This is a genomic window from Streptomyces sp. NPDC097129 (assembly GCF_055668065.1).
Window position 1 is genome coordinate 38,262 of sequence record NZ_JBVOQE010000001.1, and the last position, 20,144, is coordinate 58,405.

The 20,144-nt window shown below is 70.9% G+C and carries 21 protein-coding genes; 7 read left to right on the top strand and 14 right to left on the bottom strand.

The features are described 5' to 3' along the window. Positions 1-107: 107 nt before the first annotated feature. Entirely contained in the window at positions 108-1,376 is a 1,269-nt protein-coding gene (locus AC0B9F_RS00210; protein WP_471997904.1) for an MFS transporter, read from the bottom strand. A gap of 96 nt (positions 1,377-1,472) precedes the next feature. On the opposite strand from AC0B9F_RS00210, the gene AC0B9F_RS00215 reads away from it, so the two are divergent. Beyond that, positions 1,473-2,363 (top strand): winged helix-turn-helix transcriptional regulator, encoded by an 891-nt coding sequence (locus AC0B9F_RS00215; protein WP_471997906.1) that lies wholly within the window; start codon positions 1,473-1,475, stop codon positions 2,361-2,363. Here the strand turns inward: AC0B9F_RS00215 and AC0B9F_RS00220 are convergent. The 10 genes from AC0B9F_RS00220 to AC0B9F_RS00265 all read right to left on the bottom strand — a co-directional run bounded on the left by AC0B9F_RS00220 (position 2,335) and on the right by AC0B9F_RS00265 (position 9,893). After that, complete coding sequence (locus AC0B9F_RS00220) at positions 2,335-2,889, bottom strand: TetR/AcrR family transcriptional regulator (protein WP_471997907.1); 555 nt, start codon at positions 2,887-2,889, stop codon at positions 2,335-2,337. The genes AC0B9F_RS00215 and AC0B9F_RS00220 overlap by 29 nt on opposite strands. After that, a complete protein-coding gene (locus AC0B9F_RS00225) occupies positions 2,889-3,209 on the bottom strand; it encodes a DMT family transporter (protein ID WP_471997909.1) in 321 nt (106 codons plus the stop codon). Before AC0B9F_RS00225 ends, AC0B9F_RS00220 begins: the two co-directional genes overlap by 1 nt. Positions 3,210-3,326: 117 nt before the next feature. After that, on the bottom strand, positions 3,327-3,659 hold the full coding sequence (locus AC0B9F_RS00230; protein ID WP_190018343.1) for a metal-sulfur cluster assembly factor: 333 nt from the start codon (positions 3,657-3,659) through the stop codon (positions 3,327-3,329). Further along, on the bottom strand, positions 3,656-4,123 hold the full coding sequence (sufU, locus tag AC0B9F_RS00235; protein WP_471997912.1) for a Fe-S cluster assembly sulfur transfer protein SufU: 468 nt from the start codon (positions 4,121-4,123) through the stop codon (positions 3,656-3,658). Before sufU ends, AC0B9F_RS00230 begins: the two co-directional genes overlap by 4 nt. A 19-nt stretch (positions 4,124-4,142) precedes the next feature. Beyond that, positions 4,143-5,399, bottom strand: coding sequence for a cysteine desulfurase (locus AC0B9F_RS00240; RefSeq protein WP_471997913.1), 1,257 nt, complete (start codon positions 5,397-5,399; stop codon positions 4,143-4,145). Beyond that, a complete protein-coding gene (gene sufC / locus AC0B9F_RS00245; protein ID WP_471997914.1) occupies positions 5,396-6,160 on the bottom strand; it encodes a Fe-S cluster assembly ATPase SufC in 765 nt (254 codons plus the stop codon). Before sufC ends, AC0B9F_RS00240 begins: the two co-directional genes overlap by 4 nt. Before the next feature lie 7 nt (positions 6,161-6,167). Beyond that, positions 6,168-6,485, bottom strand: a complete 318-nt coding sequence (locus AC0B9F_RS00250) for a non-heme iron oxygenase ferredoxin subunit (RefSeq protein ID WP_471997915.1) — start codon at positions 6,483-6,485, stop codon at positions 6,168-6,170. Continuing rightward, the gene (gene sufD / locus AC0B9F_RS00255; RefSeq protein ID WP_471997916.1) at positions 6,482-7,666 is read right to left on the bottom strand and encodes a Fe-S cluster assembly protein SufD; all 1,185 of its coding nucleotides are present in this window, start codon (positions 7,664-7,666) and stop codon (positions 6,482-6,484) included. The genes AC0B9F_RS00250 and sufD overlap by 4 nt, the downstream gene beginning before the upstream one ends. 62 nt (positions 7,667-7,728) lie before the next feature. Continuing rightward, on the bottom strand, positions 7,729-9,150 hold the full coding sequence (gene sufB / locus AC0B9F_RS00260; protein WP_471997917.1) for a Fe-S cluster assembly protein SufB: 1,422 nt from the start codon (positions 9,148-9,150) through the stop codon (positions 7,729-7,731). Beyond that, positions 9,147-9,893 (bottom strand): helix-turn-helix transcriptional regulator, encoded by a 747-nt coding sequence (locus AC0B9F_RS00265; RefSeq protein ID WP_471997919.1) that lies wholly within the window; start codon positions 9,891-9,893, stop codon positions 9,147-9,149. The genes sufB and AC0B9F_RS00265 overlap by 4 nt, the downstream gene beginning before the upstream one ends. A gap of 161 nt (positions 9,894-10,054) precedes the next feature. Here AC0B9F_RS00265 and AC0B9F_RS00270 point away from each other — a divergent pair, with 161 nt between their 5' ends. Genes AC0B9F_RS00270 through AC0B9F_RS00285 form a run of 4 tightly spaced genes read left to right on the top strand, consistent with a single transcriptional unit; the run spans position 10,055 to position 13,729 of the window. Continuing rightward, positions 10,055-10,870, top strand: a complete 816-nt coding sequence (locus tag AC0B9F_RS00270; RefSeq protein ID WP_471997920.1) for an AAC(3) family N-acetyltransferase — start codon at positions 10,055-10,057, stop codon at positions 10,868-10,870. 58 nt (positions 10,871-10,928) lie between these two features. Continuing rightward, the gene (locus tag AC0B9F_RS00275; protein ID WP_471997921.1) at positions 10,929-11,906 is read left to right on the top strand and encodes an ABC transporter ATP-binding protein; all 978 of its coding nucleotides are present in this window, start codon (positions 10,929-10,931) and stop codon (positions 11,904-11,906) included. Positions 11,907-11,956: 50 nt separating this feature from the next. After that, complete coding sequence (locus AC0B9F_RS00280) at positions 11,957-12,673, top strand: ABC transporter permease (protein ID WP_471998966.1); 717 nt, start codon at positions 11,957-11,959, stop codon at positions 12,671-12,673. A 45-nt stretch (positions 12,674-12,718) separates the two neighbouring features. Next, positions 12,719-13,729 (top strand): COX15/CtaA family protein, encoded by a 1,011-nt coding sequence (locus tag AC0B9F_RS00285; RefSeq protein ID WP_471997922.1) that lies wholly within the window; start codon positions 12,719-12,721, stop codon positions 13,727-13,729. A 96-nt stretch (positions 13,730-13,825) separates the two neighbouring features. Here the strand turns inward: AC0B9F_RS00285 and AC0B9F_RS00290 are convergent, their stop codons facing one another. The 3 genes from AC0B9F_RS00290 to AC0B9F_RS00300 all read right to left on the bottom strand — a co-directional run bounded on the left by AC0B9F_RS00290 (position 13,826) and on the right by AC0B9F_RS00300 (position 16,444). Next, the gene (locus AC0B9F_RS00290) at positions 13,826-14,932 is read right to left on the bottom strand and encodes an amidohydrolase family protein (protein WP_471997923.1); all 1,107 of its coding nucleotides are present in this window, start codon (positions 14,930-14,932) and stop codon (positions 13,826-13,828) included. 81 nt (positions 14,933-15,013) lie between these two features. Further along, entirely contained in the window at positions 15,014-15,346 is a 333-nt protein-coding gene (locus AC0B9F_RS00295; protein ID WP_471997924.1) for a hypothetical protein, read from the bottom strand. A gap of 96 nt (positions 15,347-15,442) precedes the next feature. Then, positions 15,443-16,444 carry a heme o synthase gene (locus tag AC0B9F_RS00300; protein WP_471997925.1) on the bottom strand — a complete coding sequence of 334 codons (1,002 nt, stop codon included), beginning with the start codon at positions 16,442-16,444 and terminating at the stop codon, positions 15,443-15,445. Positions 16,445-16,903: 459 nt separating this feature from the next. Between AC0B9F_RS00300 and tkt the strand changes: the two genes are divergently transcribed. Next, entirely contained in the window at positions 16,904-18,991 is a 2,088-nt protein-coding gene (gene tkt / locus AC0B9F_RS00305) for a transketolase (RefSeq protein ID WP_471997927.1), read from the top strand. 34 nt (positions 18,992-19,025) lie between these two features. Continuing rightward, positions 19,026-20,144 carry a transaldolase gene (gene tal / locus AC0B9F_RS00310; protein WP_471997928.1) on the top strand — a complete coding sequence of 373 codons (1,119 nt, stop codon included), beginning with the start codon at positions 19,026-19,028 and terminating at the stop codon, positions 20,142-20,144.

Genomic DNA, 20,144 nt, shown 5'->3' on the forward strand with positions numbered 1-20,144 from the left:
CTAACCGGCCGGGGGCCACGGAGGCCAACCAGCGGGCCGTTGTCTCAGGTGGCGGGCGGTGGGACGGGGGCCCGTGCGCCTGCCGCCGGAGCTTCGGCGCGGCGCTCTCACAGCAAGGGGCCGCGGCGCCGCCCCGCACCCACCGGCGCGGCGGCGGCCGCCTCCCCCGCCCGCGCCCCGGGGAGCCGGCGCACGCGCCCCCGCTCCAGTCGTCCCGCCGCCGCCACCGCGCAGGCGGCCACCGCGGCGGCGGTCGCGCACAGCGGCCACAGCCACCCTGGTGCGGCCTGGTACAGCGCGCCGCCGAGCGGGGCGGCCAGGGCCACGCCGGTGATGGACGCGCCGGCGTACAGCGACTGGAAGCGGCCCTGGACGTGCGCCGGGGCGCGGTCGGCGACGTAGGCCGTGGCGGGGGTCTTGTAGAGGAGCTCCCCGAGGGTCATCAGGGTCATCATCGCCACCGCCGTGCCGATTCCCGCGCCCGCGACCAGGGTGCCGTAACCCGCCGCCACCAGCAGCAGCCCCGCCGCCACGACCGGCAGCGGTGAGCGACGGCGCAGGGCGAGCGCGGCGGGCAGTTCCAGGCAGAGCAGCACTCCGCCGTTGACGGCGAGCAGGGCGCCGTAGACGCCGGTGTCCAGGCCGTGGCCGGCGAGGTAGACGGGGAAGGTCGTGTACTGCTGCCGGTAGACGACGTCCACGACCACGATCGCCGCGAGCAGCACCAGGACCGCGGGGCGCGCCCGCAGCGCCGCCCACAGGCCCTCCCCGGCGGCCGCCCCGCGGATCTGCGCCCTCGCGCGCCGCCGTACGTTCACCGCCGCCGGGACCACCCGTGCCGTCCAGCACGCCAGACCGACGCTGCCGAGCCCGTCGGCGACGTACAGCCAGTCGTACGACAGCCGGGTCGCGACCAGCGCGCCGAGCAGCGGGCCGGCGGTGAACCCTCCGTTGCCCGCCGCCCGCATCACAGCGAACGCCTGCCGCCGCGACCCCTCCGGCACGATCACCGCGACCAGCGCGGAGCTCGCGGCGCGCTGCGCCCCGGCCGCGTACTGGGCGAGCGGCAACGCGGCGTACAGCGCGGGCGTCGGCAGCACGGGTACGGCGGCCAGCAGCAGCCCGCCCGTGGTGGCGGAGGCGAGGAGGGCCGGGCGGTGACCGAAGCGGTCCCCGAACCAGCCGCCCGTGAAGTTGCCGGCGAGCAGGCCCACTCCCCCGGCGCCGGCGAGCAGGCCCGCCTGGCCGGGACCCAGGCCGCGCGGGCCGGTCAGGTAGAGGAAGAGGTAGGCGAAGGTCACGCTCACGGTCATGTTCACGAAGGTCCCGGCGGCCAGCAGCCACACCGCGCGCGGAACATCCCTCAGACCTGGCACCGGCCCACCCCCGAGTAAGTTTCTTTTGGGAACTGACTATGTCAGCATGGCAGCCTCGGGGTCAACGACGACCGGTGGACGAAGGGGTGGAGCGGCATGGCCCGCAGAACGAGCCTGGAGGATTCCACCTGCGCCATCGCCCAGGCACTGGACGTGGTCGGCGACTGGTGGACGCTGCTGATCGTGCGGGACATCGCACGCGGCGTGCACCGCTTCGACGAGCTCCAGCGCGAGCTGGGCATGTCCCGCAAGGTGCTCACCGAGCGGCTGCGGCTGCTCGTGGAGGCGGACGTCGTCACCCGCGTCCCCTACCAGGACCGCCCGGTGCGCCACGAGTACCGGCTCACCCCGCGCGGCCGCGCCCTGCTGCCGGTGCTGGTCGCGCTGCAGGACTGGGGCGACGCCTGGGTCCTGGGCGACGGCACCACGTCGGCCACGGCGGCCGGCGCGTCGACCGAGGCCCGGCGGGTGCACGAACTCCTCGGCACGCACGTCCCCGGGCTGACCCTGCCCGACGACACCGGCGCACCCCGCGACCCGGTCGCCGCGGGCACCCCCTTCACGGTCCTGTACTGCTTCCCCGGCGCCTACGCCCGCGCGGACGCCTATCCGCCGGGCTGGTCCGAGATCCCCGGCGCGCCCGGCTGCACCCTGGAGTCCTGCACCTACCGCGACCGGCTCGCCGACTTCACCGCCGCGGGCGCCACGGTGTACGGCGTGTCCACCCAACGCCCGGACGAGCAGCGGGCGTTCGCCGAGAAGGAGCGGCTGGGCCAGCGTCTGCTGTCGGACGCCGGGCTGGAACTGGTCACCGCGCTGCGCCTGCCGACGTTCCGCGCGGCGGGGACGAGCCGGCTCAAGCGGCTGACGCTCGTGGTGGACCGGGAGCGGGTCGTCCGGCACGTGCAGTACCCGGTGAGCGACATCGCGGGCAGCGTCGATGCCGCGCTGGCGGCCGTCAGGGGGCCGGAGGGCGCCCGGGAATGACGCGCGCCAGCACCTCGCGGGCGTAGCCCTCGTCGTACACCGAGTCCGTCAGCAGCACCTGCAGGCATATGCCGTCCATCAGGGCCACCAGCGCCCGCGCCGTGACCTCGTCGGTGCGGCGGGCGAGCAGGCCGACGAGGCTGTCCACCCACTCGGCGGCGACCGGGCGCAGGGCGGGCCGGCGCAGGGCGGCGAGGTAGAGCTCGTACTCCAGCTCGACGGCGGAGCGTTCGCCGGCCAGCCAGGCGCCGAGCAGGGCCGCCAGTTCGGCGGCCAGGTCGGTGCGGGCGTCCGTCAGGCCGCCGCGCGCCCCGAGCAGGTTGCCGAAGCCCTCGGTGGACTGCCGCAGCGCGGCCACCATCAGCTCGTCCAGGCTCGCGAAGTGGTAGGTCGTGGAGCCCAGCGGGACGTCCGCCTCGGCGGCGACGCTGCGGTGGCTCAGCCCCGCCAGCCCCTTGTGGGCGACGACCCTGAGGGCCGCGTCGATGATCCGCTGCCGGCGTTCGGGGTCGTAGCGCCGGGCCATCAGTGGGTGCCTCCGAGACTGAGCACGGCCACGCCCACGATGATCAGCACGATCCCGGCGATCTTCGCCGCGCCCAGCCCCTCCCCGAAGAAGATGAGCCCGATGGCCGCGATGCTCGCCGTGCCGAGCCCCGACCAGATCGCGTAGGCGGTGCCGACCGACACCGATTTCAGGGTCTGGGCGAGCAGGACGAAGGAGAGGACGTACCCCACGGCGGTCAGCACCGAGGGCCACAGCCGGCTGAAGCCGTCGCTGTACTTCAGGGCCGTGGTCGCGGCCACCTCGGCGGCGATGGCGGCGACGAGCGTGAGGTATCCCATGTGTACGACCGTACACATGGGGCCTGGACGGCGCGAGAGCGGACACGGAAAACGCGTGAACGGGCATGGAAAAGGGCGACACCCCCGGGGGTGTCGCCCTTTCGCGGCCGGTGACCGTCAGACGTTGAAGCCGAGCGCCCGCAGCTGCTCGCGGCCGTCGTCGGTGATCTTGTCCGGGCCCCACGGCGGCATCCAGACCCAGTTGATGCGCAACTCGTTGACCAGGCCGTCCGTGGCGGACTTCGCCTGGTCCTCGATGACGTCGGTCAGCGGGCAGGCCGCCGACGTCAGGGTCATGTCGACGGTCGCGATGTTCGCGTCGTCGACGTGGATGCCGTAGATCAGGCCGAGGTTGACGACGTCGATGCCCAGCTCGGGGTCGACGACGTCCATGAGCGCCTCGCGGAGCTCCTCCTCCGAGGCCGGCTTCATCTCAGCGGTGTCGGTCATGCCGTCTTCCTTTCGGCGTCGGCGCCACCCAGTGCCTGGGCCGTCGCGTCCTTCCACGCCATCCAGCTGAGGAGGGCGCACTTGACCCGGGCCGGGTACTTGGACACCCCGGCGAACGCGACCGCGTCCTCCAGGATGTCCTCCATCGCGTCGTCGGGCTCGATCCTGCCCTTGGACTGCATCAGCTCCAGGAAGGTCTCCTGGATCCGCTGCGCCTCGGCCACGTCCTTGCCGACCAGCAGCTCGTTCAGGACGGAGGCGCTGGCCTGGCTGATGGAGCAGCCCTGGCCCTCGTACGACACGTCCGTGACCTTGGTGCCGTCGTACTTCACGCGCAGCGTGATCTCGTCGCCGCACGTCGGGTTGACGTGGTGCACCTCGGCGTCGCCGTCCCGCAAGCCCCGTCCGTGCGGGTTCTTGTAGTGGTCCAGGATGACTTCCTGGTACATCGAGTCCAGCTTCACGGTCTTAAGCTCACACCCCTCAGCCGAAGAAGTTCCGTACGTGCTCCAGCCCGTCGACCAGTGCGTCGATCTCGGCCGGGGTGGAGTACAGATAGAACGACGCTCGCGTGGTCGCAGGAATTCCGTAACGGAGGCAGACCGGCCGCGCGCAGTGGTGGCCGACGCGGACCGCGATGCCCTGCTCGTCGAGGACCTGGCCGACGTCGTGCGGGTGGATGTCGCCGAGCGTGAAGGAGATCGCCGCACCGCGGTCCTCGGCCGTGGTCGGGCCGATGATCCGCAGACCGGGGACCTCCGCCAGGCGCTGCACGGCGTACTCGGTCAGCGCGTGCTCGTGGGCGAGGATCTTGTCCATGCCGATCGAGTTCAGGTAGTCGATCGCGGCGCCCAGACCGACCGCCTGCGCGATCGGCGGGGTGCCCGCCTCGAACTTGTGCGGCGCCGGGGCATACGTCGAGGAGTGCATCGAGACGGTCTCGATCATCTCGCCGCCGCCGAGGAACGGAGGCAGGTCCTCCAGCAGCTCCTGGCGGCCCCAGAGCACGCCGATGCCGGTCGGGCCGCACATCTTGTGGCCGGTGAAGGCCACGAAGTCGGCCTGCAGGGCCTGCACGTCGACCGGCATGTGCGGCGCGGCCTGGGAGGCGTCGATGCACACGAGGGCGCCGACCTCCTGGGCGCGACGCACGATCGCCTCGACCGGGTTGAGCGTGCCCAGGATGTTGGAGACCAGCACGAAGGAGACGATCTTCGTCTTCTCGGTGATGACCTCCTCGATGTTGGACAGGTCGAGGCGGCCGTCGTCGGTGAGGCCGAACCACTTCAGCTTCGCGCCCGTGCGCTGCGCCAGCAGCTGCCACGGCACGATGTTGGAGTGGTGCTCCATCTCGGTGATGACGATCTCGGTCTCGTGGTCGACCCGGTAGGGCTCGTCGGCCCAGCCGAGCATGTTCGCCACGAGGTTCAGCGACTCGGAGGCGTTCTTGGTGAAGATCACCTCGTCGCGGCTGGGCGCGTTGATGAACTCCGCGACCTTGTCCCGCGCGCCCTCGTAGAGTGCCGTGGCCTCCTCGGCGAGCACATGCACACCGCGGTGGACGTTGGCGTTGTAGCGCTCGTAGTACTCACTGAGAGCGTCCAGCACCTGTCGCGGCTTCTGGCTGGTGGCCGCGTTGTCCAGGTACACCAGCTTCCTGCCGTCGTGGATCACGCGGTCCAGGATCGGGAAGTCCTTGCGGATCGCCTCGGTGTCGAGGAGGCCCGGCAGCTGTGTCACGCGGATGCGCCACCCTTCACGTACGACTCGTAGCCCTCGTTCTCCAGCTTGTCGGCGAGCTCGGCGCCGCCGGACTCCACGATCCGGCCGGCGGAGAAGACGTGCACGAAGTCGGGCTTGATGTAGCGCAGGATGCGCGTGTAGTGCGTGATCAGCAGAGTGCCGACCTCGCCGGTCTCGCGGACGCGGTTGACGCCCTCGGACACGACGCGCAGCGCGTCGACGTCCAGGCCGGAGTCGGTCTCGTCGAGGATCGCGACCTTCGGCTTGAGCAGCTCCAGCTGGAGGATCTCGTGGCGCTTCTTCTCACCGCCGGAGAAGCCCTCGTTGACGTTGCGCTCGGCGAAGGAGGGGTCCATGGAGAGGCGCTCCATGGCCTCCTTGACCTCCTTCACCCAGGTGCGCAGCTTCGGGGCCTCGCCGCGCACGGCGGTGGCGGAGGTGCGCAGGAAGTTGGAGACCGAGACGCCGGGGACCTCGACCGGGTACTGCATCGCCAGGAACAGGCCCGCGCGGGCGCGCTCGTCGACGGACATCTCCAGGACGTCCTCGCCGTCGAGGGTGACGGTGCCGCCGGTGATCGTGTACTTCGGGTGACCCGCCAGCGAGTAGGCGAGGGTCGACTTGCCCGAGCCGTTGGGGCCCATGATGGCGTGCGTCTCGCCCTGCTTCACGGTGAGGTCGACGCCCTTGAGGATCTCCTTCGTGGCGTTGTCGGCCTCGACGGTGACGTGCAGGTCTCGGATTTCAAGCGTTGCCATGGGTGCCTCAGGACTCCTGGGTGAGGGAGACGAGCACGTCGTCCCCTTCGATCTTTACGGGGTATACGGGGACGGGACGCGTCGCCGGAAGACTGTCGGGCTTTCCGGAGCGCAGGTCGAAGCGCGAGCCGTGCAGCCAGCACTCGATGTGGCAGTCGTCGACCTCTCCCTCGGACAGGGAGACGTTCGCGTGCGAGCAGATGTCGTGGATGGCGTAGACGTCGCCCTCGGTCCGCACGATGGACAGGGGCGTGCCGTCGAGTTCCACCCGTTTCGGGGTGTCCTCCTCCAGCTCGCTGACGCCACAGGCGCGTACGAAGGTCATGCGACCGAGGCCTCCAGCTCCTGCGCGATCTTGGCGAGCAGGCGCTCCTCGATGTCGGCGACGCCGATCTGCTGGATCAGCTCGGCGAAGAAGCCGCGCACGACCAGACGGCGGGCCTCGTGCTCCGGGATGCCGCGGGCCATCAGGTAGAACAGCTGCTCGTCGTCGAAGCGGCCGGTGGCGGAGGCGTGGCCGGCGCCGACGATCTCACCGGTCTCGATCTCCAGGTTCGGCACCGAGTCGACCCGGGCGCCGTCCGTGAGGACCAGGTTCCGGTTCATCTCGTACGTGTCCGTGCCCTCGGCCTTGGCCTCGATGAGCACGTCGCCGATCCACACCGCGTGCGCGTCCTCGCCCTGGAGCGCGCCCTTGTAGACGGCGTTGGACTTGCAGTGCGGCACGTTGTGGTCGACCAGGAGACGGTGCTCCTGGTGCTGGCCGGCGTCGGTGAAGTACAGGCCGAACAGCTCGGCCTCGCCGCCGGGGCCGGCGTAGGCCACGCGCGGGTGCAGACGCACGACGTCGCCGCCGAAGGTGACGACGACCGACTTGAAGGAGGCGTCGCGGCCGACGAGGGCGTTGTGCTGGGCCACGTGGACGGCCTTGTCGTCCCAGTCCTGCACGCAGACGACGGTCAGCTTGGCCCCGTCGCCGAGGAGGTAGTCGACGTTGGCGGCGAGCACCGCGTCACCGGTGTGGTCGATGACCACGACGGCCTCGGCGAACGCGCCCAGCTCGATGACCTGGTGGCCGTAGCGGGTGCCGCCCTCGCCGTGCACCGCGATGCGGATCGGCCCGGTGAGGACGGTCTCCTTCGGCACGGTCACGACCGAGGCCTTCTCGAAGGACGAGTACGCCTGGGCGGCGACGCGGTCCACCGGGGTGCCGGCCTTGCCGAGCCGCGCGTCGTCGCGGCCGACGGTCTCGACGATGACGCCCTCGGGGGCCTGCACGTCGACCTTCACGCCGTCGCCGGTGGCGGTGGCGGTGCCGTCGTGCAGCCCGCGCAGGCGCTCCAGCGGGGTGAACCGCCACTCCTCCTCACGGCCGTGCGGGACCGGGAAGTCCGCGACGTCGAAGGAGGGCGGGGCGCTCATGCGGGTGGCGACGGTGGACTCCCCGGCCACCGCGATGGCGCCGGAGGTCGTGGACCCCACCGGGATGTTCTGGGCCTCAGCCATGGCTGTCGTAGTGCTCGCTTTCCGTTACGTATGGGGCTTGATGGGGACGGCAGGCGGCTGGGTCAGCCCACCGCGCCTTCCATCTGCAGCTCGATCAGCCGGTTGAGCTCCAGCGCGTACTCCATGGGCAGCTCCTTGGCGATCGGCTCGACGAAGCCGCGCACGATCATCGCCATCGCCTCGTCCTCGGCGAGACCGCGGCTCATCAGGTAGAAGAGCTGGTCCTCGGAGACCTTGGAGACGGTGGCCTCGTGACCCATGGAGACGTCGTCCTCGCGGACGTCGACGTAGGGGTAGGTGTCCGACCGGGAGATCGTGTCCACGAGCAGCGCGTCGCACAGCACGTTGGACTTCGACCCGGCGGCGCCCTCGCCGATCTCGATCAGACCACGGTAGGACGTACGGCCGCCACCGCGCGCCACCGACTTGGAGACGATGTTGGAGGAGGTGTTCGGCGCCATGTGCACCATCTTGGCGCCGGCGTCCTGGTGCTGGCCCTCGCCCGCGAAGGCGATGGACAGCGTCTCGCCCTTGGCGTGCTCGCCCATCAGGTAGACGGCCGGGTACTTCATCGTCACCTTGGAGCCGATGTTGCCGTCGACCCACTCCATGGTCGCGCCCTCGTAAGCCACGGCACGCTTGGTGACCAGGTTGTAGACGTTGTTCGACCAGTTCTGGATGGTCGTGTACCGGCAGCGGGCGTTCTTCTTGACGATGATCTCGACGACCGCGGAGTGCAGCGAGTCCGACTTATAGATCGGCGCGGTGCAGCCCTCGACGTAGTGCACGTAGGCACCCTCGTCGACGATGATCAGGGTCCGCTCGAACTGGCCCATGTTCTCGGTGTTGATCCGGAAGTAGGCCTGGAGCGGGATCTCGACGTGCACGCCCTTCGGCACGTAGATGAAGGAGCCGCCGGACCACACGGCGCTGTTCAGCGACGCGAACTTGTTGTCCCCGACCGGGATGACCGTGCCGAAGTACTCCTTGAAGAGCTCCGGGTGCTGCTTCAGCGCGGTGTCGGTGTCGAGGAAGATGACGCCCTGCTCCTCCAGGTCCTCGCGGATCTGGTGGTAGACGACCTCCGACTCGTACTGGGCGGCGACACCGGCGACGAGGCGCTTCTTCTCGGCCTCCGGGATGCCCAGCTTGTCGTAGGTGTTCTTGATGTCCTCGGGCAGGTCCTCCCAGGACTCCGCCTGCTTCTCCGTGGAGCGCACGAAGTACTTGATGTTGTCGAAGTCGATCCCCGACAGGTCCGAGCCCCAGTTCGGCATGGGCTTCTTCTCGAAGAGCCTGAGGCCCTTGAGGCGGAGCTTCGTCATCCACTCCGGCTCGTCCTTCTTGGACGAGATGTCACGGACGACGTCCTCGTTCAGACCACGCTTCGCCGACGCACCGGCCTCGTCGCGGTCGGCCCAGCCGTATTCGTACTTGCCCAGGCCCTCGAGCTCAGGGTGGGCAGTCTCCGTGGGGAGAGTCATGCGGGGTTCCTCCCGGCCGTGCTTGCAGATGCGTTAGGGGAAATCGTGGGGTCGTTCCTGGGGATGAACGTCGTGCAGACGCCGTCGCCGTGGGCGATCGTCGCGAGCCGCTGCACATGCGTACCGAGGAGTTCGGCGAAAAATTCCGTCTCGGCCTCGCACAGCTGCGGGAACTGCTCGGCGACGTGGGCGACCGGGCAGTGGTGCTGACACAGCTGCTCACCGACGGGCGCGCTCCGCGCGGTAGCAGCGTACCCGTCCGTGCTCAGGGCCCTGGCCAGCGCTTCGGTCCGCTTCTCCGGGGGCGCCGCCTCGACCGCCTTGCGGTAGGCGCCGGCCTGCCCGGCGATCCGGGCGCGGGCGAAGGCGGCGACGGCGTCCCGGCCGCCCTCCTGCTGGGCGATCCAGCGCAGGGCGTCGGCGGCGAGCTTGTCGTAGGACTGGTCGAAGGCGTCCCGGCCGCAGTCGGTCAGCGCGAAGACCTTCGCGGGGCGCCCGCGCGTGCGCGTGCCGTACACCCGCTGCTCGCGTGCCTCCACGACGTCGTCGGCGACGAGCGCGTCCAGATGACGGCGTACGGCCGCCTGGGTGAGGCCCAGCCGCGTGGCCAGCTCGGCGACGGTCGACGGGCCGTGGTCCAGGATCGACCGCGCGACCCGGTTGCGTGTGGAACGCTCCCCGGTCGCGAACTCTTCCTGCGGGGGCCCCGTGGGGGTCTCCCGAGCCTCGCCGACGTTTTTCACAACGCCATTGTTGCGTAATTCTTCGGAGCGTGACAAGCGGCGTCCTGACGGGTGGACGGTGCCCTGCATCACTTAGGCCAACCTAATCCGACCTGCGGAAACGATCTCTGATCGCTCAAAAGGGTGGCGTCCTCGCAGCTCATCGGCCAGACTGCGGACCCATGGCGACACCGTCTCCGGCCGGCCCACTGGTCACACGGGACACTCTGGCCGCACAGCTACGGCAGCTCGGCGTGGCGCCCGGCGAGACGCTCCTCGTCCACTCCTCCCTGAGTTCCCTCGGCTGGGTGAACGGCGGCCCGGTCACAGTCGTGCGGGGCCTGCTCGACGCCCTCGGCCCCGCCGGCACGCTGGTCGTCCCCGCCCAGAGCGGCGACCTGTCCGACCCGGCCCTGTGGAGCAGCCCGCCGGTACCCCGCGCCTGGTGGGACACGATCCGCGCCACGATGCCGCCGTACGACCCGCTGGTGACGCCCACGCGCGGGGTCGGCGTGATCCCGGAGACCGTGCGCACCTGGCCGGGCGCGCTGCGCAGCGCTCACCCCCAGACGTCGTTCGCGGCGGTGGGCCCGCGTGCGGCGCAGATCGTCGAAGGCCACGCGCCCGACTGCCGGCTCGGGGAGCGCAGCCCGCTGGCGACGCTGGAGCGGCTCGGCGCCCGGGTCCTGCTGCTCGGCGCCGGCTACGACTCCTGCACCGCCTTCCACCTCGCCGAGTACCGCATCCCCTCGCCCCTGACCGAGGTGGGCCGCCCCGCGCCGGGCGGGGGCTGGGAGACGGTGATCGAGGTGTCGATCACCTCGGACCGCTTCGACGAACTGGGCCACGACTTCGAACGGGACCGCCCGGTCGTGCGCGGCCGGGTCGGCGCGGCCGAGGCCCGCCTGTTCCCCGTCGCGGACGCGGTGGCCTACGCGGAACGCTGGCTGCCGGTCCACCGCCCCCGCGAGGAGGAGATCCCGCACCGACCCGCCTGACCGGCAGTTCGGCACCCGCGCGCCAAAGCCCCCTGAGGGCTCCCTAGACTCGGGTGTCATGCGAGATGAGCCCGCCCACCCGTCTCCCGACCACCACCCCTCGAGGAGACGCTCCGCGTCGCACCCGCTCATCGAGGTCCAGGCCCTGGTGAAGCGGTACGGCACGAAGACCGCGGTGGACGGCCTCGACCTGGTGGCCCGGGCGGGCGTGACCGCCGTCCTCGGTCCCAACGGCGCCGGGAAGACGACCACGGTCGAGACCTGCGAGGGGTACCGGAAGCCGGACGCCGGCACGGTGCGTGTCCTGGGCCTCGACCCGGTCAGGGACTCCGCCGCGCTGCGGCCCCGGATCGGCGTGATGCTCCAGTCCGGCGGCGTCTACTCCGGTGCGCGCGCCGACGAGATGCTGCGGCACATGGCCAAGCTGCACGCCCACCCGCTGGACGTGGACACGCTCATCGAGCGGCTCGGACTCGGCTCGTGCGGCCGGACGAGCTACCGGCGCCTGTCCGGCGGCCAGCAGCAGCGGCTCGCGCTCGCCATGGCCGTCGTGGGCCGCCCCGAGCTGGTCTTCCTGGACGAGCCGACCGCCGGCCTCGACCCGCAGGCCCGCCGGGCCACCTGGGACCTCGTGCGCGACCTGCGCGCCGACGGCGTCTCGGTGATCCTCACCACGCACCACATGGACGAGGCCGAGCAGCTCGCCGACGACGTCGCCATCATCGACGCCGGCAAGGTGATCGCCCACGGCTCCCCCGAGGAGCTGTGCAAGGGCGGCGCCGAGAACACCCTGCGCTTCTCCGGCCGCCCCGGCCTCGACGTCGCCTCCCTGCTCAAGGCCCTCCCGGCCGACTGCTCGGCCGCCGAGCTGACCCCCGGCTCGTACCGGGTGAACGGCAAGGTCGACCCGCAGCTGCTGGCCACCGTCACCTCCTGGTGCGCCCAGCACGGCGTGATGCCCGACAAGATCTCCGTCGAGCGGCACACCCTCGAAGACGTCTTCTTGGAACTGACCGGCAAGGAGCTGCGCTCGTGACCGCCACCGGCACCTACGCCCCGAACCCCGGGGCGGCGCCGCTGTCCCGCATGATCGCGGCCCAGGCGGCGCTCGAGACCCGCATGCTGCTGCGCAACGGCGAGCAGCTGCTGCTCACCGTGATCATCCCCACCCTGCTGCTGGCGCTCTTCAGCTCCGTCGACATCATCGACACCGGCGCGGGCAAGGCCGTCGACTTCCTCGCCCCCGGCATCCTGGCCCTCGCCGTGATGTCGACGGCGTTCACCGGCCAGGCCATCGCGACGGGCTTCGAGCGGCGCTACGGCGTGCTGAAGCGGCTGGCGTCCTCACCGCTGCCCCGCTGGGCGCTGATGACCGCGAAGACGGCGTCCGTGCTGGTCACCGAGGTGCTCCAGGTGATCCTGCTGACCGTGATCGCCTTCGCCCTGGGCTGGTCGCCGCACGGCAACCCGCTCGCCGTGGTGCTCCTGCTGATCGTCGGCACGGCCGCCTTCTCCGGGCTCGGTCTGCTGATGGCCGGCACGCTCAAGGCCGAGGCCACGCTGGCCGCCGCCAACCTCGTCTTCCTGCTGCTGCTCATCGGCGGCGGCGTGATCGTGCCGCTGGACAAGTTCCCCTCCGGCGTCCAGGACGTCCTGGGCCTACTGCCCATCTCCGCCCTGTCCGACGGTCTGCGGGACGTGCTCCAGCACGGCGCCGGCCTGCCCTGGGGCGACCTCGGGATCCTCGCCGCGTGGGCGGTCGTGGGACTCGCGGCCGCGGGGAAGTTCTTCCGCTGGGAGTAGGCCGTGACGGACCCTCGTGAAAGCGTGCACAAGCAGGCGCCTACCATGGTGCCCGTGCCCAAGCTGACCCGCGCCGACGCCACCGCGGCCGTGCGCAACCCGCTCGCCTTCATCGCCGCACGCTGGACGCCGACCCCGAGGACGGTCCAGCGGGCGGCCCTGTCCGCCGTCGTGATGGCCGTGATCATCGTCGTCACCGGCGGCGCCGTCCGGCTGACCAGCTCCGGACTCGGCTGCCCGACCTGGCCCAAGTGCACCGACGACTCGCTCACCGCCACCAGCGCGATGGGCTTCCACGGCGCCATCGAGTTCGGCAACCGCATGCTGACGTACGTGCTGTGCGCCGCCGTCGGCTGGGCGATCATCGCCGCTCGTGCCGAGAAGCCGTGGCGGCGCGCCCTGACCCGGCTGGGCTGGGCCCAGTTCTGGATCGTCATGGGCAACGCCGTGCTCGGCGGCATCGTCGTGCTCGTCGGCCTCAACCCGTACACGGTCGCGGCGCACTTCCTGCTCTCCACGGCGCTGATCGCCGTGGCGACGCTGATGTGGCAGCGCACCCGCGAGGGCGACGCCGCGCCCCGGCCGCTGGTCGGCAGGTCCATCCAGCAGCTCGTGTGGTTCCTGGTGGCCGCCTCCGTGCTGCTGATCGCGGTGGGCACCGTGGTGACCGGCGCCGGTCCGCACGCGGGCGACTCCAGCGAGGTGGACCGCATCCCCGTGGACTGGGAGGCCGTCGCCAAGCTGCACGCGGTGCTGGCGTGGATCGTGGTCACGCTGACCTTCGCGCTGTGGTTCGTGCTGAAGGCGGTCGAGGCGCCCAAGGGACCGCTGGCGCGGACGCGGGATCTGTTCCTGATTCTGCTGAGCCAGGGTGTCATCGGTTACGTCCAGTACTTCACCAAGCTCCCGGAGCTGCTGGTCGGGCTGCACATGCTCGGCTCGGCGCTGGTGTGGATCGGGGTGCTGCGGGTGCTGCTGGCCCTGCGGGAACGTCCGGAGACCGTGAAGGCGGACCTGCCGGGGCCGTCCGCCGAGGCGAAGCTCGCCAAGGCCTGAGGCCCGGGGCCTGAGGCCTGAAGGCCCGGGGCCCGGGGCCCGGGGCCTGAGGCCCGGGGCCCGGGGCCTGAGGCCTGAGGCCCGGGTCCGGGTGGGTCACTCCAGCCCGTACACCCGCACGGCGTTCCCCGACGCCAGCATGACCGCCACGCGTTGCGCGTCCTCCACGCACCAGGCGCCCTCGGCGACCCAGCCGCCCAGCACGCGGCCGAGTGCCTCGCGGAACAGGCGGGCCGCGACCACGTGCAGCTCGGGCAGTCCGCGCGCCCCGCTGGAGAAGAGGATCTTGCCGAAGGGGGCCAGCTCCAGCACCTCGGCGAGCACGCTCGCCGCGCGGGCCCCGGTGCGCACCAGCGCGGCCCCCGCGTCGGCGTAGACGTGCGGGAAGACTCCGGCGAGGTGGGCGGCGTGCCGGTGGTGGGGGAAGCCGTGCAGCAGGACCAGGTCGGTGCCGAGTCCGGCGGTCGCCCGGACGAAGTCCGTCAGCAGCACCGGATCGGTGCGGTCGGCGCGCTGCCCCGGCTCCCCGAGCCCCGCGTGCAGCTGGAGCGGCAGCCCGGAGGCCACCGCGATCCACAGCAGGTGCCGTAACAGCACCGGGTCGCTCAGCTCGTCCCCGGCCCGGCGCCCGGCCAGCCAGCGCCCGGCGGCGCCGCGCACCTGTCCCGGCCCGGGCGGCTCCGGCGCGAGCGCGAGGCCGTGCCGTACCCCTGCCACGGAGGTGAAGGCGACGGCGTGCGCGGCGGCGCCGTGCACCGATTCGGCGAGGTTGGCGAGGAAGGACTCGACGGTCCCGGAGGTGTCGGCGACCTGCTCGGCGAGCAGCTCCAGACGGACGATCTCGTGGGCGTCGGCGTCCCCGGCGGCGGCCATCTCCCCGGGTCCGGTGAGGTCGCCGGGCAGCCCCGTGTCGACGAGGTAGGTGGTGACGCCGCTGCCGCGCAGCAGCCTGCGGCCGGCCTCCAGGACGCCCAGCTCACGACGCCGGGCCAGATAGCGGGCCGGCGGGCAGTGCGGCTCCAGGCCGAGCAGGGGCGGACACCAGCGACGCACGGCGAAGCCGGTCTGGGTGTCGAACAGGGTGGTGCCGGGGGCGGGTGGTCCCTCGGTGCGGGCCAGCTGGGCCTCGAAGGTGCCGAGGCCCAGCTCCGTTCTCAGTACGCCGTGGCAGTACTGGTCCACGAGGGACGGCGTTTCGATCATCCGGACTCCCGTGGGTGGACCGTGCGCTCCTCACACGTCCTAACGGGTGAACCGGGTGTCAGGTGTTGCTCCGGCCCGGACTCAGCCGTTGCCGGGTCCGCCGACCTGGATACCGGCCATCCGGCTCCACTCGTACGGCCCGGTCTTCACCTTGGCCGCGAACTCGCCGTCGAAGGACTCGGGGGCGGTGATGCCGGACTTCTCGACGGCCTTCTCGGCGATCTCGTACGACGGGGCCACCACGTCGCCCCAGCCGCCGTCCTCGCCGACGAGGACGATCCGCGCGCCGCGCTCGCCGAGGTAGGCCACCTGGCCCTCGGCGCCGCCGTGCGCCTTGGAGAAGGCGCTGATCCGCCGGGCGAGCTTGTCCGCCGTCCGCTCGGCCTTCGCGTCAACCTGCTGCGTGTCTGCCATGGTCAGGATGCTACTCAGCGGTAGATCGAACGGCGACGGGCGGGGTGCGTGGCATACACCACCCACCCCGCCCGGGATGTCCGGCAATGTGCGGAATTACCGCAGGAACGGGTCCACGGCCACCGCCACGAACAGCAGCGAGACGTAGGTGATGGACCAGTGGAACAGCCGCATCTCCTTCAGCTTCCCGCCCGTCACCTCGGCCTTCGCCCGGTTCTGCAGGGCGTGCGCCTCCCACAGCCACCAGCCGCCCGAGGCCAGCGCGACCGCCGTGTAGAACCAGCCGGTGTAGCCCAGCGGGGTCAGCAGCAGCGAGACGGCCACCATGACCCAGCTGTAGATCACGATCTGCCTGGCGACGACCTTGTTGGAGGCGATCACCGGCAGCATGGGCACGCCCACGCGCGCGTAGTCGTCCTTGACCTTCATGGACAGCGGCCAGTAGTGCGGCGGCGTCCAGAAGAAGATGACCAGGAAGAGGATGGCCGGCGCCCAGGACAGGGAGTCCTTCACCGCCGTCCAGCCGATCAGCACCGGCATGCAGCCGGCGATGCCGCCCCAGACGATGTTCTGCGCGGTGCGGCGCTTGAGGATCATCGTGTAGACGACGACGTAGAAGAGGAGGGCGCCCAGGGAGAGCCAGGCGCTCAGCCAGTTCACGGTGAGGCCGAACAGCAGCGTCGAGACCACCGCGAGGGTGATGCCGAAGGCCAGGCACTCCGGGGGGCTCACCATGCCCGTGACCAGCGGACGCTGCGAGGTGCGGTCCATCAGCGCGTCGATGTCGCGGTCGATGTACATGTTGAGCGCGTTGGCGCCGCCGGCGGACAGGTAGCCGCCGAGGCAGGTGAGCAGCACCAGCTTCAGGTCGGGCACACCCTGCTGCGCCAGGAACATCACCGGGACGGTGGTGATGAGCAGCAGTTCGATGATCCGCGGCTTGGTCAGCGCCACGAACGCCTTGACACGGGCCCCGAACGGCCGGGGGGTCGGGCGCTCATCACTCCCAAGCACCCCCTCCCCCAGAGCCTTAACGGCCTGGGAGGCGCCCCCAGGACGGGATTCAACGGCCGTCACGCACACCCCTGACAGAGACATCCCAGCGAGCCCGACCGTGTGAAGTGGCGGTAAAGGCTCACGCGTACCACGCCACTTTAGACGTTGCCCATACCCCGGCCGTCGCGGGGGTCGGGTCGTGTTGGCACGGGTGATCGTTCCAGTGGCGGCGCGCATGATCGTTCCGGGCCCGGCGCCGCCCCGCCGCGGGACGATCGTTCCCGGCCTCCTCCGCGCATTTGCGGAATGCGTTCTTCCGGGCGAACCGAAGCTCGATTGAGCGGTCAGATGAGCGCCTCCGTATTCATGTGCTGAATGCCTTACGGCCCAGTCAGGAGGCGGATCGCGCTCGGTCCCGGCAGTCTGTAATGACGGGGAAAAACGCACGTCTTTACGAGGGTAGGCTCGACAGCGGCCGGTGGGCGCCCAGTGCACCGGCGACCGGTGGGCATACGCCCGACCAGACCGGTATTCGACATGTGGAGAGGAGCCCTGAAAAGGGTGAGCACCAAGCCGACCACCACAGACTTCGAGTGGACCGAACTGGACCAGCGGGCCGTGGACACCGCCCGCGTCCTGGCCGCCGACGCCGTACAGAAGGTCGGCAACGGCCATCCCGGCACGGCGATGAGCCTGGCTCCGGCCGCCTACACCCTCTTCCAGAAGGTGATGCGGCACGACCCCGCCGACGCGGACTGGGTCGGGCGTGACCGCTTCGTGCTGTCCGCCGGACACTCCTCCCTGACCCTGTACACCCAGCTGTACCTGGCCGGCTTCGGCCTGGAGCTGGACGACCTGAAGTCGTTCCGCACCTGGGGCTCGAAGACCCCGGGTCACCCGGAGTACGGCCACACCACCGGCGTGGAGACCACCACCGGCCCGCTCGGCCAGGGTGTCGCCAACGCGGTCGGCATGGCGATGGCCGCCCGCTACGAGCGCGGTCTGTTCGACCCGGAGGCCGCCCCCGGCACCTCCCCGTTCGACCACTTCATCTACTGCATCGCCGGTGACGGCTGCCTGCAGGAGGGCATCTCCGCGGAGGCGTCCTCGCTGGCCGGCCACCAGAAGCTCGGCAACCTGGTCCTGCTGTGGGACGACAACCACATCTCGATCGAGGGCGACACCGAGACGGCCGTCTCCGAGGACACCTGCAAGCGCTACGAGGCGTACGGCTGGCACGTGCAGCGCGTGGAGGCCAAGGCCAACGGCGACCTGGACCCGGAGGCGATCTTCGCCGCGATCCAGGAGGCCAAGGCGGTCACCGACCGGCCGTCCTTCATCGCCATGCGCTCGATCATCGCCTGGCCCGCCCCGCACGCGCAGAACACCGAGGCCGCCCACGGCTCGGCGCTCGGCGAGGACGAGGTCGCGGCCACCAAGCGGGTCCTCGGCTTCGACCCGGAGCAGACCTTCGAGGTCGCCGACGAGGTCATCGAGCACACCCGGCAGGCCCTGGAGCGCGGCCGCCAGTTCAAGGCGGAGTGGGAGAAGTCCTTCCAGGAGTGGCGGGACGCCGACGCCGAGCGCGCGGCCGAGTTCGACCGGATCGCCAAGGGCGAGCTGCCCACCGGCTGGGAGGAGAAGCTCCCGGTCTTCGAGACGGGCAAGGGTGTCGCCACCCGCGCCGCGTCCGGCAAGGTGCTGCAGGCGCTCGGCGCGGTGATCCCGGAGCTGTGGGGCGGCTCGGCCGACCTCGCCGGCTCCAACAACACCACGATCGACAAGACGTCGTCGTTCCTGCCCGAGGGCAACCCGCTGCCCGAGGCGAGCCCGTACGGCCGCACCATCCACTTCGGCATCCGCGAGCACGCGATGGCCGCGGAGATGAACGGCATCGCCCTGCACGGCAACACCCGCATCTACGGCGGCACCTTCCTGGTGTTCTCCGACTACATGCGCAACGCGGTGCGCCTGTCGGCCCTGATGCACCTGCCGGTGACGTACGTGTGGACGCACGACTCCATCGGTCTCGGTGAGGACGGCCCGACCCACCAGCCGGTCGAGCACCTCGCCTCGCTGCGCGCGATCCCGGGCCTGAACATCGTCCGCCCGGCCGACGCCAACGAGACCGCCATCGCCTGGCGCGAGATCCTCAAGCGGTGGACGAAGGAGTTCGGCAAGGGCCAGCCGCACGGCCTGGTCCTCACCCGCCAGGGTGTGCCGGTCTACGAGTCGAACGAGGACGCGGCCCGGGGCGGCTACGTGCTGTTCGAGGCCGAGGGCGGCGACGCCCAGGTGCTGCTGATCGCGACCGGCTCCGAGGTGCACGTGGCCGTGGAGGCGCGTGAGCAGCTCCAGGCCGCGGGCATCCCCACGCGGGTCGTGTCCATGCCGTCGGTGGAGTGGTTCGAGCAGCAGGACCAGGGGTACCGGGACAGCGTGCTGCCCCCGTCCGTGAAGGCCCGTGTCGCCGTGGAGGCGGGTGTGGGTCTCACGTGGCACAAGTACGTCGGGGACGCCGGCCGCATCGTTTCCCTGGAGCACTTCGGTGCTTCCGCGGACGGCAAGCTGCTCTTCCGCGAGTTCGGCTTCACTGCCGAGAACGTGGCCGCCAAGGCCAGGGAATCGCTCGAAGCCGCTCAGCGCTGACGCTCACATACGACACGTAGGAGATGTAATTTCCATGACAGACGCACTCAAGCGCCTCTCCGACGAAGGCGTCGCGATCTGGCTGGACGACCTGTCGCGCAAGCGGATCACGTCCGGCAACCTCGCCGAGCTGATCGACGAGCAGCACGTCGTGGGCGTCACCACCAACCCGACGATCTTCCAGAAGGCGATCTCCGGGGGCGACGGCTACGACCAGCAGCTGTCCGACCTCGCCGCCCGCAAGGTCACCGTCGAAGAGGCCATCCGCATGATCACCACGGCGGACGTCCGGGACGCCGCCGACATCCTGCGCCCCGTCTTCGACGCGACGGACGGCCAGGACGGCCGGGTCTCCATCGAGGTCGACCCGCGCCTCGCGCACGACACCAAGGCGACCGTCGCCGAGGCCAGGCAGCTCGCCTGGCTGGTGGACCGCCCCAACACGCTCATCAAGATCCCGGCCACCGAGGCGGGCATCCCGGCGATCACCGAGGTCATCGGCCTCGGCATCAGCGTCAACGTCACGCTGATCTTCTCGCTGGAGCGCTACCGCAAGGTCATGGACGCCTACCTCTCCGGCCTGGAGAAGGCCAAGGAGCGCGGCCTGGACCTGTCGCAGATCCGCTCCGTGGCGTCCTTCTTCGTGTCCCGCGTGGACACCGAGATCGACAAGCGGATCGACGCGCTGGGCACCGACGAGGCCAAGGCGCTGCGCGGCAAGGCCGCCATCGCCAACGCCCGCCTGGCCTACCAGGCGTACGAGGAGGTCTTCTCCTCGGACCGCTGGCAGGCGCTGGAGAAGGCGGGCGCCCGCACGCAGCGTCCGCTGTGGGCCTCCACCGGGGTGAAGGACAAGGCGTACAAGGACACGATGTACGTCGACGAGCTGGTCGCCCCGAACACCGTGAACACGATGCCGGAGGCCACCCTCTTCGCCACCGAGGAGCACGGCGAGATCACCGGCAACACCATCGCCGGCACCTACGAGCAGGCCCGCGCCGACCTCGACGCCATCGAGAAGCTGGGCATCTCGTACGACGAGGTGGTGCAGCTGCTGGAGGACGAGGGCGTCGAGAAGTTCGAGGCGTCCTGGAACGACCTGCTCAAGTCGACGCAGGCGGAGCTCGAGCGCCTGGCTCCCTCGGAGGGCTGA

Bases quoted from the DNA above. Each gene is read 5' to 3' on its own strand.
- AC0B9F_RS00215 (WP_471997906.1), top strand. From the start codon at position 1,473: ATGGCCCGCAGAACGAGCCTGGAGGATTCCACCTGCGCCATCGCCCAG.
- AC0B9F_RS00220 (WP_471997907.1), bottom strand. From the start codon at position 2,889: ATGGCCCGGCGCTACGACCCCGAACGCCGGCAGCGGATCATCGACGCG.
- AC0B9F_RS00225 (WP_471997909.1), bottom strand. From the start codon at position 3,209: ATGGGATACCTCACGCTCGTCGCCGCCATCGCCGCCGAGGTGGCCGCG.
- AC0B9F_RS00230 (WP_190018343.1), bottom strand. From the start codon at position 3,659: ATGACCGACACCGCTGAGATGAAGCCGGCCTCGGAGGAGGAGCTCCGC.
- sufC (WP_471997914.1), bottom strand. From the start codon at position 6,160: ATGGCAACGCTTGAAATCCGAGACCTGCACGTCACCGTCGAGGCCGAC.
- AC0B9F_RS00250 (WP_471997915.1), bottom strand. From the start codon at position 6,485: ATGACCTTCGTACGCGCCTGTGGCGTCAGCGAGCTGGAGGAGGACACC.
- sufD (WP_471997916.1), bottom strand. From the start codon at position 7,666: ATGGCTGAGGCCCAGAACATCCCGGTGGGGTCCACGACCTCCGGCGCC.
- sufB (WP_471997917.1), bottom strand. From the start codon at position 9,150: ATGACTCTCCCCACGGAGACTGCCCACCCTGAGCTCGAGGGCCTGGGC.
- AC0B9F_RS00270 (WP_471997920.1), top strand. From the start codon at position 10,055: ATGGCGACACCGTCTCCGGCCGGCCCACTGGTCACACGGGACACTCTG.
- AC0B9F_RS00275 (WP_471997921.1), top strand. From the start codon at position 10,929: ATGCGAGATGAGCCCGCCCACCCGTCTCCCGACCACCACCCCTCGAGG.
- AC0B9F_RS00280 (WP_471998966.1), top strand. From the start codon at position 11,957: ATGATCGCGGCCCAGGCGGCGCTCGAGACCCGCATGCTGCTGCGCAAC.
- AC0B9F_RS00285 (WP_471997922.1), top strand. From the start codon at position 12,719: ATGGTGCCCGTGCCCAAGCTGACCCGCGCCGACGCCACCGCGGCCGTG.
- AC0B9F_RS00290 (WP_471997923.1), bottom strand. From the start codon at position 14,932: ATGATCGAAACGCCGTCCCTCGTGGACCAGTACTGCCACGGCGTACTG.
- AC0B9F_RS00295 (WP_471997924.1), bottom strand. From the start codon at position 15,346: ATGGCAGACACGCAGCAGGTTGACGCGAAGGCCGAGCGGACGGCGGAC.
- AC0B9F_RS00300 (WP_471997925.1), bottom strand. From the start codon at position 16,444: ATGTCTCTGTCAGGGGTGTGCGTGACGGCCGTTGAATCCCGTCCTGGG.
- tal (WP_471997928.1), top strand. From the start codon at position 19,026: ATGACAGACGCACTCAAGCGCCTCTCCGACGAAGGCGTCGCGATCTGG.